At 44.6% G+C, this 14,811-nt stretch carries 10 protein-coding genes; 5 read left to right on the top strand and 5 right to left on the bottom strand.

Going from position 1 to position 14,811, the window contains the following annotated elements; genetic code table 11:
- Window positions 1-17: 17 nt before the first annotated feature.
- Entirely contained in the window at window positions 18-2,309 is a 2,292-nt protein-coding gene (locus tag JXL83_01265; GenBank protein ID MBN2362743.1) for a hypothetical protein, read from the bottom strand.
- A 116-nt stretch (window positions 2,310-2,425) separates the two neighbouring features.
- Here JXL83_01265 and JXL83_01260 point away from each other — a divergent pair, with 116 nt between their 5' ends.
- From JXL83_01260 to JXL83_01245, 4 genes are read left to right on the top strand one after another with little or no spacing between them, the layout of a single operon-like run.
- Complete coding sequence (locus JXL83_01260) at window positions 2,426-4,837, top strand: adenylate/guanylate cyclase domain-containing protein (protein MBN2362742.1); 2,412 nt, start codon at window positions 2,426-2,428, stop codon at window positions 4,835-4,837.
- 13 nt (window positions 4,838-4,850) lie between these two features.
- A complete protein-coding gene (locus tag JXL83_01255; GenBank protein MBN2362741.1) occupies window positions 4,851-5,213 on the top strand; it encodes a hypothetical protein in 363 nt (120 codons plus the stop codon).
- A 16-nt stretch (window positions 5,214-5,229) separates the two neighbouring features.
- Complete coding sequence (locus tag JXL83_01250; GenBank protein MBN2362740.1) at window positions 5,230-6,147, top strand: M48 family metalloprotease; 918 nt, start codon at window positions 5,230-5,232, stop codon at window positions 6,145-6,147.
- A 31-nt stretch (window positions 6,148-6,178) separates the two neighbouring features.
- Complete coding sequence (locus tag JXL83_01245) at window positions 6,179-7,642, top strand: C10 family peptidase (GenBank protein MBN2362739.1); 1,464 nt, start codon at window positions 6,179-6,181, stop codon at window positions 7,640-7,642.
- A 9-nt stretch (window positions 7,643-7,651) separates the two neighbouring features.
- Here the strand turns inward: JXL83_01245 and JXL83_01240 are convergent, their stop codons facing one another.
- The 4 genes from JXL83_01240 to JXL83_01225 all read right to left on the bottom strand — a co-directional run bounded on the left by JXL83_01240 (window position 7,652) and on the right by JXL83_01225 (window position 14,049).
- A complete protein-coding gene (locus JXL83_01240) occupies window positions 7,652-9,373 on the bottom strand; it encodes an ABC transporter ATP-binding protein (GenBank protein MBN2362738.1) in 1,722 nt (573 codons plus the stop codon).
- Window positions 9,366-11,156, bottom strand: coding sequence for an ABC transporter ATP-binding protein (locus JXL83_01235; protein ID MBN2362737.1), 1,791 nt, complete (start codon window positions 11,154-11,156; stop codon window positions 9,366-9,368). Before JXL83_01235 ends, JXL83_01240 begins: the two co-directional genes overlap by 8 nt.
- 210 nt (window positions 11,157-11,366) lie before the next feature.
- Window positions 11,367-12,251 (bottom strand): AEC family transporter, encoded by an 885-nt coding sequence (locus tag JXL83_01230; protein MBN2362736.1) that lies wholly within the window; start codon window positions 12,249-12,251, stop codon window positions 11,367-11,369.
- 142 nt (window positions 12,252-12,393) lie between these two features.
- The gene (locus tag JXL83_01225) at window positions 12,394-14,049 is read right to left on the bottom strand and encodes a tRNA uridine(34) 5-carboxymethylaminomethyl modification radical SAM/GNAT enzyme Elp3 (protein MBN2362735.1); all 1,656 of its coding nucleotides are present in this window, start codon (window positions 14,047-14,049) and stop codon (window positions 12,394-12,396) included.
- A gap of 49 nt (window positions 14,050-14,098) precedes the next feature.
- Between JXL83_01225 and JXL83_01220 the strand changes: the two genes are divergently transcribed.
- Window positions 14,099-14,809 (top strand): class I SAM-dependent methyltransferase, encoded by a 711-nt coding sequence (locus tag JXL83_01220; GenBank protein ID MBN2362734.1) that lies wholly within the window; start codon window positions 14,099-14,101, stop codon window positions 14,807-14,809.
- Window positions 14,810-14,811 lie beyond the last annotated feature (2 nt).

Raw genomic sequence — 14,811 nt, 5'->3', positions numbered from 1 at the left:
ACTCCATAAAAGATTTGTCAAAACAGTTTGCAGAGTTTGACAACGTGTTTTTCCGCACCAAAATCGGCTACGAGAAAGTAAGGACCGGGAGAGAGGTTCAAATTTCCCGTTCTGCTAATACCCTCTTCCAACATCCCCGAAAAAACCAGCCTGCCTGCGGAGTCATAGAGGTTTAAACTCAGTTCATGCCATGTGAGTCCCTGTAAACAAATGATCAAGGCTTCACCGGAAAAATACGCCGAAAAACCAGTTTGAGGTTTCATTATTTCTTCTTCTGTTCCCGACTCCTGCAAAGAGAATTTCACCGCATCAAATGCAAGTCTCTGCCCCTGATATCCGGTCTTGTCCCCCAGATATATATATCCGCCGGAAGTGTCGAAGAAGAAGGATCCCAAAGAAACCCATTGCCCTGGATTTTGCGACTGGTCAATTACTACAGTGTCTGGGCCGGAAGGATGATAAATCCGATAAACAGCTGATACGGCCCCCGAATTGACAACCGGAATATAAATCGACACTTCGTAAATGCCTTCTTCTGCAAGAGCGGGAGTCCAGGTGGCGTAACAAGTGTCTTGAGTGCCTTGAGTCGAATAAGTCCACCAGCTGTGGTTTTCATAGCCTGAAAACGCGTCTCTCCAAAACTTCATAGATGAGGGATTTTCTGCATGAAGATAAAATCCACTGGTCAAATGCCTGTCGTCAATCAGCGTGTCGCTGACATCCGGAAACGTACCTCTTGCCGACACACACCAGTAAACCTGATTCAGATTCTGATTGCCGTTGTTGTATCCCGGCCAGTCGTACCTGGCGTATTTTCCGTCATAGCTTGGGTATCCTGCTGTGTTCTTGTTTCCGTAAGGATCATTGAAAATAATAGTGTGCCAGTTCAGAACCTGGCCGACCGCCAGCACCAAGTGTCCTGAAGTGGTCAATCCGACACACATAGAGTAGGGATACCCGGCGTTCAATTCGTTCACTGTTTCACCAAAAGTCGGAGTGTCGTCTCTCGATGCGCTCAGACCGTGATTTAAATAATACTGCACCATCCTCGAATAAGGAGAATAACTTCCCGTCCACATATATCCGTATCCCCCGTAGGAAGGTGTTCCAACCGGATCGTCTGCTGCAAGATTGTAATCGAACTCATTGAACATATATCTTTCACAAATGTATCTCCCGTAAAAGCTTTCGTGCGAATACGGAGATGAACACTGGCATTTCCAGGCGGGAAGCAATCCATAATACGATACAACCATTAATGCCGCCGACGGTGCACACGCCCAGTGTCCGTTGAACCAATCAGGCGAGTCGTATACCTGATGGATGTATGTAACATCCAATGAATCTCCTTTACCCGTGCATTTTACTGAGTTTTCAATGGGTAGTGTTTCATCCTCGTTCAGCGATATTCTCGATACCGGTAACAAATCTGCTCCTGACAAAAAAGCCGTCACAATTTCATTCCTGTCCGGTAAAACGAAGGCGATTTGCCTTTCATTCAAATAAACCGGATACGTTTCATTTTCATTTTCAGTGAAAGTCATCCTCTCTGAAGACGAAATCTGGGTGTCCCATATATACAGGTCAGAGTTGACCAAAACTTGTCCGGCGTGAAACCTTTTTTCATAAAGAATATACCTTCCGTCCGGAGAAAAACAAGGATTGAAACCGTCTTCTATCGTCACTGTTGACGAATTTTCAAGTGTCCACACGTAAATGTTTCCCGAAATACCTCTGAAAAGGATTTTTTCCCCGTCCCGAGACCACACGGGACAGCAGTAACCTGTTCCGGGAGGCGTTATTCTTTTCTTTTCACCGTTTTCGAGATTCAATATCCAAAGCGCGTCGTTATAATCGTTGAATACGGCGAAATTGCCGTCAGCAGAAACGGGACACAAATTAGAATAAAATCCCAAATCGAAACGCTTCAAGCCATCCTGGCTTTCAAATACCAGTTCATTTCCAATAGTGAAGGCAGGTTTGTCCAAAGCCGAAAAAGACACCTGCCCCACCAGACTGCAGGGTTGATAAAACTCAGTCACATGAAGGTTTTCTATATCTATTGCAGCAGGCACCTGCATGCCTTGCCGGTCAATGTATTTGAAACCTATCAAACGTCCGGAGGGAGACGTCGACATATACATACCGCACCCCGGAGCTTTGAATATCTCCAGAACGCCTCTTTCGGATACCAAATAAATGGTTTTGCTTCCACTGTCTGTAAAAACCATTCCTCTTGATGTCGCAACAGGATTCACAGGAAAAGAAACCGTGAAATAACAGACTAGCATTAACAAATGAGAAAGCATTTTTACCTTCCTTTAAGTGAATTTTAATATCCCTGTTGTATCAAATCAACTTATCCTTGGCCGATAGACATCGGGCGCAAAGAAGCTTATAATTATAAAATTTCACAATTCACAAAATGACTAAAAGAAAAATAATACAAAAAACCTTTTTTCCCCTGGTCACGGGATTATTCTGGGCTCTGTCCGTATTTCTCGCTTTCGAAGCAGGATTTTTCTCAAGACTCGAGTTTTTTACTTCAGACGCAAGGAGAAAACTGTTCCTTTTTTCTTCCGGAAAACCGAACGAAGACATTGTGTTTTTTTTCATTGACCAGAATTCACTCGACATAATGGCCGCAGAAGGTGTTTACTGGCCTTGGCCGAGAAAAATGACCGCCGATCTGATTGACTACCTGAGCGCCGGAGGAGCCAAGGCGGTCATCCTGGACGTGCTATACACAGAACCTTCGGTTTTTGGACCGGAAGACGATTCTTCTCTCGCTCATTCTGCGGCAATATCCGGTAAAGTGATAGTCGCCTTCATGGCTTCGAAAAATGAAAATTTCTTTTCGGATTCATCAAATCTTAACCTGAAAAGCATAAACATCTTGCTAAAAGATACTGACATGCATTTTCCTTCGTACACTTTTTCTCAGCCTCCTCACAAAATCATATCAGAAAGTGTTTTCATGCCGGGTGGCGTCAACATAAAATCAGACAATGACGGGATTTACAGGAACTCTCCTCTTTTATACCACATCAATGGAAACTACTACCCTCAGATATCATTAGCCGCTTATTATCTCATAGAGGGTGCTGATTCGCAGGTTATTTCCGGAAACACACTCACTTTGTACGAAAAAGACACTGAAAGAAGTATCCCTCTCTCACGTGAAGGCGAAGCCATCGTAAATTTCCGTGGGTGCATGTACGAAACATACAAAAACTACACAGTCGCCGCAATTCTCAAATCGGCTTCTTTTTACAATTCAGGTGGAATAAATTCTCTGTACAGTGAATATAATAATTACTTGGGACTGTTCGATGAATACTCTAAAATCAGGCAAAAAGTCTACGAGGGACTTGACCCGGGGATTGAATTCGTACTTTTCAACGAACACTTGAACAGTATATACGGTTTCGAGTACGACTCGGTTGAACAAATGCTCGAAGAGATTGACGAAGGTGTGATAGCTTCCATTAAAGAAAACGAATTTTCGTCTGTCGAACAGGCAATATCGAATTTTGAAAAAAATTACATATCGCCCAACACTTTCAAAGACAAGATTATATTTATCGCCGGAAGCGCTCCCGGCTTGTTCGACATCAGACCCAATCCTTTCAACGCCGGAGACGGAGGCGTTTTCATTCATGCTTCCATACTCGACAATCTGCTTTCGGACAGCTTTTTGCGCACCAGATATGACAAGTATCTAATATTGGCGCTCATAGTCTTCATGTCTTTCGCAGGATCGTATTCAGGATCAAATTTGAAAATTCAAAAAAGCGCATTAATTTTCCTGTCTCTGATTTCTCTATACACACTGACAGTTTCGGCTTTTTACGTCTTCGGAAAAACTTTTATAGATTTTTCTTCCGTCCCCGCTGCATTGATACTTTCCTACGTGACGGGTACTCTCATAGGTTTTTTCAGGGAAGCCAGAGAAAAGAATTTCGTGCGCAACGCTTTCGGATTCTACCTGTCAAACAAGGTCGTAAACGAGCTTCTCAGCCACCCTGAAAAACTTAAACTCGGAGGAGAAAGGAAATTTATGACAGCTTTCTTCTCAGACATAGCAGGTTTCACAAGTATTTCAGAAACTATGCCTCCCGAACAAGTCGCCTCACTTCTCAACGAATACCTTTCGTCAATGTGTGCCGTGATATCGCATCACGACGGCATTGTCGACAAATTCGAAGGAGACGCTATAATTGCGTTCTGGGGCGCCCCGCTGGATATTGAAGATCATGCCCAAAAAGCGTGCTCCTGCGCTATCGAAATGCAAGCAAAACTCCTCAGCCTCAGGAACAAGTGGGAAAAAGAAGGAAAACCCAAAATGAACATGCGAGTAGGTTTAAACACTGGTTTCATGGTTGTTGGCAATTTCGGATCAGACAAGCGAATGGATTACACAATAATAGGCGACGCCGTCAATTTGGCTTCAAGACTGGAAGGTGTAAATAAATTTTACGGCACGAACACCATGATATCCCACACAACCAACGAAATAGTGGAAAACGATTTCGAAACGAGAAAAGTAGATTTGATAAAAGTGAAGGGAAAGACGGAACCCATAGGAATTTATGAACTCCTCGGCAAAAAAAACTCCCTGGACCGGAAGTTTCAATCCGCCCTTGAAACTTACCGACAGGGTCTGGATATGTATTTCAGCGGAAATTTCGGCGATTCTGCGAGATTGTTTGAGAACGTTTTATCCTCTTTCCCCGATGACGGACCCTCGAAAGTCCTTGCAGTCAGAAGCGAGGAATACATAAAAAATCCACCCGCGAACGGATGGACAGGAATATTCGAATTAACTGAAAAATAAAAGGAGGTGCGTTTTGAGAAAAAAATACACAGCAGTCGCAACAGTTTTTCTGATTCTCTGCATTCCGCTCGTCAGCGGCGACAACACTACGTTTCAACAGAGAAGAGAGGAAGCCCAAAAAAGAGCCGAAAATTACAACAACGCTGTTTACAGCGGAGATCAAAGAGCCACCGATGAAGAAGTTGCAGCGGCCATAAAAAATTTCAACCCCGAGGTCGAGGCCGACTATGTAAACGAGCATTCGGAACTGAAAAGCAGCTTTTCACTTCTGAACTCAATAGAAAAGAACTGGAATTTCCACTCTTTCGACAGAAATTACGGAACGGAATGGGATTCATGGATGCAGGAAGGCAACGTCGGAGCTTACGCTCCATAATTTCGGGAGGAAAAAAATGAAATTGTTGACATTTATATCATTCGCCGTATTGCTGGCTCAGGTATTAAACGCTTTCCCGAGCCTGCCGATTGACATACCCATTGATACGCCGTTGAACGACTATATTTCAATAGCCGGCGACATAGTGGAAGCCCTCAATATTTTTTCCGAAGGATACACTCCTGAGCAGGAATACTATCTCGGCAGATCCTGCGCAGCCAACATCCTGAATAAATATTCGAATTCTTTCACATCAAACACCGCACAGCAGAAATACATCAGCGAAATCGGTCAGTCTCTGGCGGTATTTTCGGACAGAACCGACCTCTTTTCCGGATACGTCTTCATAGTCGTCGATTCACCCAAGAAAAACGCTCTTGCGACGCCTGGCGGCTTCATATTCATAACTACTGGCATGGTGAACGCATGCGACAACGAAGATCAGATAGCCGGCATTCTCGCTCACGAAATAGGACACGTCGTTCATAAAGACGCAGTTAATTCCATCAGCGACAAGAACAAACTTGTGTCGATGATAAAACTCGCCGAAAAATACGGCGGCGAAATTGGAAGGGCTAAAGCCCAGCAGGCTCTCGATAAACTTCCCAGCTGGTTCGTCAACGACATAATGAACATATCAGTGGAAAGCATATTCTCTACGATAACAGATGAAATTATAAAAGTTTTTGACAGCGCCTACGGGAAAGAACAAGAAAAACAGGCGGATCTTTACGCTGTTCACTTGATGACTGTCGCCGGGTACAATCCGGAAGAACTCGCCAAAGCCATAGAAAAACTCAGCGAAGGCACAGACTCGCACTACGGTTCTCATCCTGCTCCTTCGGAAAGAATTTCGTACATAAACGATGAAATTACCGGACTGCCTTCTCACCCGGAGACTTCGCAGGCCCGAACAGACAGGATAGTAAAGTGAATCACTCAAAATCACAACATACGGAGTTTCCATGAAAACAGCCTCTTTAATAATCGTTTTGGTCTCTTTCTGCGTCTGTCTGAACGCCGATTTCGTCGACCATTCAGTCGCTTCCAGCGCCGCTTTTTCAAAACTGGCCCAGGACGGACAGCAGGATTCAAGAGTAATAGTGTCTTCTTTCGCCCTTTCAGGTTCCTCCGCGTCAGAAACGTTGGCTTACGTTTTCGAACTTAATCCCACAGGATACATAATCGTGACGGCTGATGACGACCTTTTCCCCGTTATTGCATATTCTTACGAAGACCGCTGCAGAACCTGTGAAGAAACTTCTAACGTGCTTTTCGAATTGATAGTCGCTGATCTGGAACTTAAGCTTTCGAATTTTGATCAAATACCCGCTTCGGTAATATCAGGATTTAAAGGACAGTGGCGTGATCTTCTGGACGGAAAAAGCTATCCCTATTTCGAACAGTGGCCTCCGTCCGGAACGACTCCCACGGGCGGATGGCTGATGTCAAACTGGACTCAGAACTCTCCTTACAACAGCATGTGCCCGATAGACCCGCAGACCGGTCAAAGAAGCATCGCCGGCTGTCCCGCTGTTGCCATGGGAATGATAGTCAATTATCAAGAGAACATAAATTCCACGCAGTTTTCCGACGCCGACGATTATTATCATTCTTACGCGGGAAGGAATTTCTGGATTGACAACGACTGGGCGGACAGAGGATTTCCGTCCTGGTCCCAGCTCAACGTCTATCTCGACACACTGGGGAACCATTATCTCTCAGGGACGCCGCTTACGAACCAGGATAAAGGAGCCCTCGTCTGGGCTTGCGGCGCCGCGATGGAACAGGTTTACACGAGCAGCGGTTCAGGCACTTTCGGCGCGACTCAGGCTTACAACGCTTACGTCAAGTTCGGCTACGGCGATTTGACTCCTCTCGATACTCTTTCTGACAGCCTTTACGAAAGGCTTTCTCAGAATATGAAAGACGCAATGCCCGCTCACATAACAGCCCTGACTCCCCCTCCGATTCAAGGACACAATTTCGTCATAGACGGATACAACACCAACGACTATTACCACTTAAACATGGGTTGGGGTGGGACTTACAACGGCTGGTACATAATACCGGACAGCATACCCTACAACCTGACCGTAATAGACACTATATTCATAGACATAGGCGAAAGCCCGAATTCAATTGAAGAACCGATTGTCAGGCCGATTTTCGCCGAATTTTCCGGCAAATCCTCTTTTGTTTTCCACTCAAGCCCTTCTGTCATTTTTTCTCTTCCCCAATCCTGTGACGCTGAAATCCGAATATTCGACCTTACAGGAAGGACAGCCTGTCCGGCGGAAAGAATTCACTTCGAGAAAGGAGTGAACTCATACGATGTTTCTCCGGGATATTTAGGATCCGGAATTTATGTTTTTAAGCTGAGTGCGGGAGGGGTCGATTCTTTCTTCAGGTTCACGGTCATTGATTGAATGAACGGTTTATTTAGCTTCCGAAGCTAGGATCATTCTATACAGACTGCTCGCTTTCATGAGATCTTCGTGTCTCTCGAAGGCGAGTTGTCTGCCGCGATGTATAAAAAGAACTTTATCGGACTGCTTTATTGTCGCGAGTCTGTGACTGACTACAATCATCAGGGATTTTGAATATCTTTCCTTTAGATACTTCCAAAGGGATTCTTCGTTTTTTGAATCCAGAGCAGAAGTGCAGTCGTCAAACAGGATGAGTGATGGTTTATTGGCTATCGCCCTTGCTATTGCTACCCTCTGTTTCTGACCTCCGCTTACTCCGACCCCTGCCTGCTGAAGCTTTGCTGCAGCCCCGCCGTTGATTTCCCTCGAAGTAATGTTTACGGCTGACAGAGCCTCTATTACAGCATCTTCTCCGAGAGCCCTTCCGATTTTTACGTTTTCTCTTATTGTCTCGCTGAAAAGAAGTGATTCCTGCGGCACATATCCTATTTCAGATAAATATGATTCTCTTGAATAATTCTCCATTTCAAGGCCGTTTACAAAGTATCTGCCTTCGGACACAGGCAGTAAGCCTGTCATCATTTTCAGGAGAGTGCTCTTTCCGCTTCCGATTTCTCCGACGACAGCGATGACATCTCCTTTTGAACCCTTGAAATCAATTCCTCGGACGCCTTTTTCACCTTCGTAAATGAATCCTGCGTCTTCAAACTTGATGCTCTCAATTTTTCCTGTTTCAACCGATCCGCTTGTTTGCAAAGACAAAGGAAAATCAAGAATCTCGTTTTCCCGGTCAATAGATATGAACGCCTGTTTGGAAGTGACGAACAGGTTGGGGATGTCCATCATCGGTGCGAGAATCATGTCCAGATAGACGTAAAACGCGTAAAACTCACCTACACCTATAGTTCCCCTGACGACGAAAAGCCCTCCGACAAACATAACAACGACTTTTCCAATCTGTCCGAGAACACTGTATGCTGAATGAACAAACATCAAGTACTTTGCTATTTTCAGGTCTATCTTCAGTCTCCTGTCGAGAAGCTCCCGCAGACGCTTCTTTTGCCCTTTTTCCGCTCTGTATGCTTTTATTATTGATATCCCGGCAAAAGTGCTGTCCAGAAGATCGTTTGTCCGGCTCGTCGCTTTTCTGTTTTCCATGACTATCCGGCCGAGTTTATTTTGGATGAGATAAAACAGGTAAAGCATGAACGGCAGTGGAAATATAGCTATCATTGTCAGCTGGCGGTTCATGTAAAACATCACGGCGAGGCAGAAGGCGAGCTTTGACGTGGATTCGAGCGCTCTGAACACAGCTGAACAGCTGAACCAGGCTATTCTCGGATGCTCCACAATATCGTCAGTCAGACGTGTCGCCAAGTCTCCCGGTTTGAATTCGTTGAAAAACCTGTAGTCTTTGGATAACATGCTCTTGAAAACGAGGTCTCTGACGTTCAGGCCTATTTTGGAATTCAGCCACGCCCTGGCTCCGGGATATAAACCGGCGATGAACTTCGCGAGAGCCAATGCACCCAAAAACAGCAGGGTTTTTTTGAACTGTTCCGACATCGAAGTGCCCGCGAGGACGTTTTCTATCTCGTCGAGGAGAAATTTGAACACGAGGGGGAAAGAGAGGGCTACGGCACTGGAGATGACGGTGAAAAAAACAAGAAACACTATGTGGAGTTTGTGCATTCTCCAGAAGCGCGATATCCACACGAAATATCTAATCATAAATGATTTCACCCGCCTGAAGCCTGTAAAGGCTCGCGTATATGCCCTCGGATTTCAGAAGTGTTTCATGATCGCCTTCTTCAACCATCTCGCCGTTCTGAAGCACTATTATTTTTTCAGCGTGCGTAATAGTGCTCAGCCTGTGAGCGACCACTATTGAAGTTCTTTCCGTCGTGAGCATGTTCGTCGCGGCCTGTATTTTTTTTTCGGTGCCTGGGTCGACGGAAGAAGTCGCCTCGTCAAGAATCAATATCCGGGGAGCATACAAAACAGCTCTGGCCAGGCAAATAAGCTGTCTTTCACCCATCGAAACATTTAATCCTCCTTCGCTGATCTCTTCGTCCAGTCCTCTTGGCAGCTTCTCGACAATATCCCACGCGTGCATCGTTTCGAGAGCCTTTTTCTGAGAGTATTGCGATATTTCAGAGTTGAAAACCGATATGTTCTCCGACAAAGAACCCGAGAAAAGGCTTACGCTTTGAAGAACAAGCCCTATTTTAGAACGCCAGACGTCAAGCTTAAAGTTTCTTATGTCTGTTCCGCCGATTTTTATTGAACCGTGTGTGGGTTCGTAAAATCTGAGAATCAAGCTTATCAGCGTCGTTTTTCCGCTGCCGCTCGCTCCGACAATTGCATACATGGCACCTTTCGGGATTGAAAAACTGACATTTTTCAGAACCCAGCTGTCTTTGTATTTGAACCAAACTCTTTCAAAAGTGATTTCTTTCCAGTTTTCAGGAAAATCATCTTCGCCAAGATCGCCGTCCGGCGTCTTTGTCCTTGTGTCGAGTATCGAAAATATCCTGTCTGCCGAAGCGAACGCCCTTTGTACTTGATTGAGGGTTTCCGAAAACTGAACGAGCGGCATAAACAGCCTCCTCGTGTATTCGACAAATAGCACGACAGTTCCGATTGTTACCGCACCGGTTGCGAGGCTGCTTCTTCCTCCGAGCAGTATTATTATAACTACTATAATTTCGCACGCGCCAATAAAGCTCCAATAGGCATATTCGACAACGTAAGCCTTGACTTCCTTTTTTAAATAATCTTTTCCGACGTCGTGCATTTTTTCCTGCGCCATTTTCGTCGCTTTGAATATCTGAAGCACCTGAACCGCCCTGACATATTCTGTTATGAAAGCCGTCATCTTCGCAAAACTTGCCCTTACTTTTGTCGTGAGTCTTCTGGTGAGGTTCAGAAAAAAATACGTCGTAAAAGCGACAGGAAGAAGAAGAGCCATGACAAGCAAAGTCATTTTGGAATTTGATAACATCATAATGGCGAGAGTGCCTGAAAATATTATTACATTCGACAAAAGAGCCATAGACACATCGCTGAACAGCATTCTCACTCTCTCTGTGTCGCTTTCGACTCTCGCCATGAGTTTTCCCGGCGGATTTGCATCGTAATAAGCCATGGACAAAGTAAGCAGGTGGCTGAACAATCTCGCTTTCAAATCTCTTATTATCGAAAGGCCGATCTTTGTGGTCATGATTATTTGAGCGTAAGATATAAAAACCGAAAAAATGAAAACTGCCGCGAAAATGACGGCAAGTCTGAGAACCTGGGCTACATCTTTTGACGGTATGGCCTTGTCGATTACCTCTCTAAGGATGAGAGGAGCTGCCAAAGAACAAGCGGTCGAGACGAGAAGAAGCGCGGTCGCTGCGAAAAACTGCCACAGAAAAGGCTTGATGAAAGGATAAATGATTTTGAGAAGCTCTACGACCCCGTATTTTCTCGAATCGCGTTCTAAAAGGTCGTCGTTTCTACCGAAGTGCATTTTCTAAACACCTGGCGTTTGTGAGTTTCGGGATTATAATATTTGACATCTCATAAGTATACGATATCGGGTTGAAAACGCTAACCTGTTGTTGAATTTTCCAAAAAATCTGCTATCATTGAAAATGTACCACCTTCAATCTTCTCCGGAAAGAGAAGATTACGCCATCCCTCTTTAGTCCCCCTTCTGAGAGGGATGGCTTTTTTCTTATTACATGAAGAAAAACAGCAGTACAGGCATTGCCAATATACTTACTATAAGAGACAAGGATACGGTGCTCGCGGCGCTTTTAGCGTCGTGACCGTGCAGTGAAGCGTAAACTACCGAATTGAAACCGCACGGAGAAGTTGCGGCGAGAACGACGACGAGTCTTTCATTGGACGGAAGCTTTATCAGCGACAATATGAGCAGACCTAAAATCCCTCCGGCTATCATCCTCATGGCCACTGCCGTCAAAACGTTTCTGATATCCGAAATCTCGAATTCTAAAAGAGAACCAAGTGCAAACAGCACCAAAGGGAAGGCAGGTTTTTCAAGAAAAATGGCCGTGTTAAGTACTAACTCAGGCGGTTTGATGTTGAAAGCGTTCACCAGGGCTGAAACGACTATGGCCCATACGGGAGGAGAAAGAAGAATGTTTTTGAAGGTCTTGCCAGCAGATCTCGTGGCTGAATAACTGGAAAATGCGAACAGAAATGTCGCAATCACAACCATGTTGCCTATATCGAATATCATCAGGGACGCCAGACCGGTTTCTCCCGCGAACTCATTGACGAAAGGCATAATAAAACCTGTATTCATTATCGACACGGCGAGAACAAACGAAACTCTCTTCGATTTTTCCCTGGAAAGTTTTTTCGAGACAAACAAAGAAGCTGCAAACAATGCAATAAGAAGAGAAAAAGCGATGAAGGGCAATGCTATTTGATCCGGTCCGATTTCGACCGAGTGAAGAATCCTGAACACCAGAAAAGGAAAAATGAAGTAAAAATATATCCTCAGAAGCGTGTTTCCGTCTTTTTCACCGATCAACCTCAGCTTTCTCGCCGTAAAACCCAGACCAAAAGCCGCGACGTACGGGATCATTCTAGACAAAATACTAAAAATATTCAAACGTCCTTTCTGTTATTCAGACCAGGGCTGGATTATAATTCAGCGATTTTATAAAGTACAGAGTCATTGATTTTGTGCAAAGACCTTTCGCTTCCGTAGAAAAGTCATTGCCGATTAAGGCGGTTCATAGAAAACGATGCTGATACATTTCTCCGTCCATAAAACCGAGTTTTCTGTAGTAATTCCTAGTTCCTACCGAAGAAATTACAGAAAGCACCCTGCATCCGGTTGAATAGGACTCTTCAGTCGCGATTTGAAGCAGTTTTGTCCCTATGCCGCGGTGCTGAGTTCTCTTAGGGTTTTTCTCGCCTATAGCCGCAGGCTTTCCATAGACATGCAGTTCTCTTACCAGGGCTGAACCGGATAACTCTTTTGGGAACCTTACAGATTCTTCAGATTTCGACCGGAGATATTGCGACGGGATTGACAGCCTCAGAAAACCCGCGAGTTTTTCTCTTTCGTCAATGCACTCGATAAATCTTTCCTGAAATGGTCCGCAATCATAGATCGTCTGCACATAAGTTAAATCGCCTGTCAGGCTATCTCCTTTTATTTCGCGGTTCCTTATATTTATGTCATTTCCTTCCGATTTTTTTACGGCTTTTTCAACTGTTTCTCTGAGATTGTTCGAAGGAGCGTCACCTGCGGTAGAATTCAAAGGGATGTCTCTTACAATTCTAGTCACCCGGCAATACCGGGGAGTTTCTTTAAGCATGCAAGATAGAAGATCGATAAGCGTATCGATGGGATAGTAGCTAAATTCTCCGGACTCAAATCTCTTGTACAGAGGGCTTTTTTTTACGACTGCCACGGGATATATTTTTACCTCGTCGGGACACAGGGGGGCTCTGAAAAGCTTTCTATATGTTTCCATGTCTTTTGCAGGATCCGAACCAGGTAAATTAACCATGACGTGAGCCTGAATCTTGAATCCGGCTGACCTTAAAAGAATAAAAGCCCTCATGATGTCTTCAGTCTTCATGCCCACATCGCTCATATTCAAGACGTCTTCGTCGAGAGACTGGACGCCCAATTGAATTTTTGTACAGCCTAGTCTTCTCAAAAATATGATCTCATTCTCGTTTATCATGTCGGCTCTTGTCTCGAATGACAGACCGACACATCTTGCCTTTGCATTTTCATTCTTTTTTTGTTCGTTAAAAAGAGACGAGAGCTCATTCCTCTGTCCGCGATCGTCTTCACCGGTTTTTCTGCATGAGCCGCCGTCGGTTTCGAAATCGTTCAAAGCCGCATAGATGCCTTTTGTAAATTCAATTCTGTAAGCCTCATCGTAGTGGCTGAAAGATCCGCCCAGAACAATTATCTCGGATTTTTCAGTACTGTGTCCGGTGTTGCTAAGCGCAGTCAGTCGGCTTGTCACTTGCCTGTATGGATCGAAAGAGTTCTCAAGCGCCCGCATCGAACCGGGCTCGCTAGAAAGGTAGCTTTTGGGCATATTTTTCTCGTCAGGGCAAAATACGCATCTGCCGGGGCAGGGAAAAGGTTTTGTCATTATTGTCACTGCGGTAATCCCGGAAGCACTTCTGGTCGGTTTAGTGACGAGAAAATCTTCCGCCGTCCCGTTTCTTTCCATAGAACCTTCACTGATCATTTTTCTGTAATGGTTCAATATTTCCGCTTTCGAGAATAACTTCTTGCCGTCTTTTGGAAACTTGCGTAGTATTTTCCTTAATGCCTTGTCGGATTCCGGAGTTTTATAGCACAGAGCAATGACTATCGACGAAAGAAGATGCTTTTTAATTTGTTCTTCAGTTTTCATTCTGTGAGTTTATCACAGACTGTGAACTTATCACAGAATCGGGTTTTTTATGAAATCTAGACAAAAAGACAAATATTGTCTGATTAACAGAACATTTTACGACGTGAACGCTCTCTCATTTTCCTCATCCAGAAACGGATACGATTCTGCTTGGGACTCTGTTTTTAAGGACGGTTTTCTTGACAACGATTATAGCGGACTTCTTGATCTCGGCTGCGGTGACGGCAGGTTCATTAAATTTTTCATGAATAGATTTTGCCGCAAGGACGTTATGTACTTTGGGATTGACCAAAGCCTCGAAATGCTCAAGATTGCGCGAGCTCGCTTCCAAAGCTATTCTGAAGTTTATTTAGTCAACGCCCGAATAACAGGGGACATTCTGAGTACAATAGGCCGCTCTTGCTTTTTTGTCGCTGCCGTCGGACTTTTTCATCACATACCTGATGCAACAGAGAGAGAAAGAATAGCTGAAGGAATTTGTGATTTGCTCGGAAAAGGAGCCGGAGCACTGATCTCTCTCTGGAATTTCGACAAAATCCCGGATCAGAAAAAAAACCGGATTCCCGACAAATGCCGGCCAAGGGACTTTCTGCTGGATTGGGGAAAAAGTGACGCGATGAGATTTTGTCACAGTTTCAGTGAAGAAGAGGTGTTCCGCATTGAAAATATTTTCCGTTCAAAAGGATGCGAAACAGACAAAGTTTTGATCAAAAGAAAGAATTTGTCTACTGACAGCTTCCTGAGGATTTTAAAAAAATAAAT

The sequence above is a fragment of the candidate division WOR-3 bacterium genome, from assembly GCA_016934535.1.
Classification (GTDB): domain Bacteria; phylum SDB-A; class SDB-A; order SDB-A; family SDB-A; genus JAFGIG01.
The sequence above is the reverse complement of the archived record's forward strand: the minus strand, read 5'-3'. Positions and strand labels throughout refer to the sequence as shown.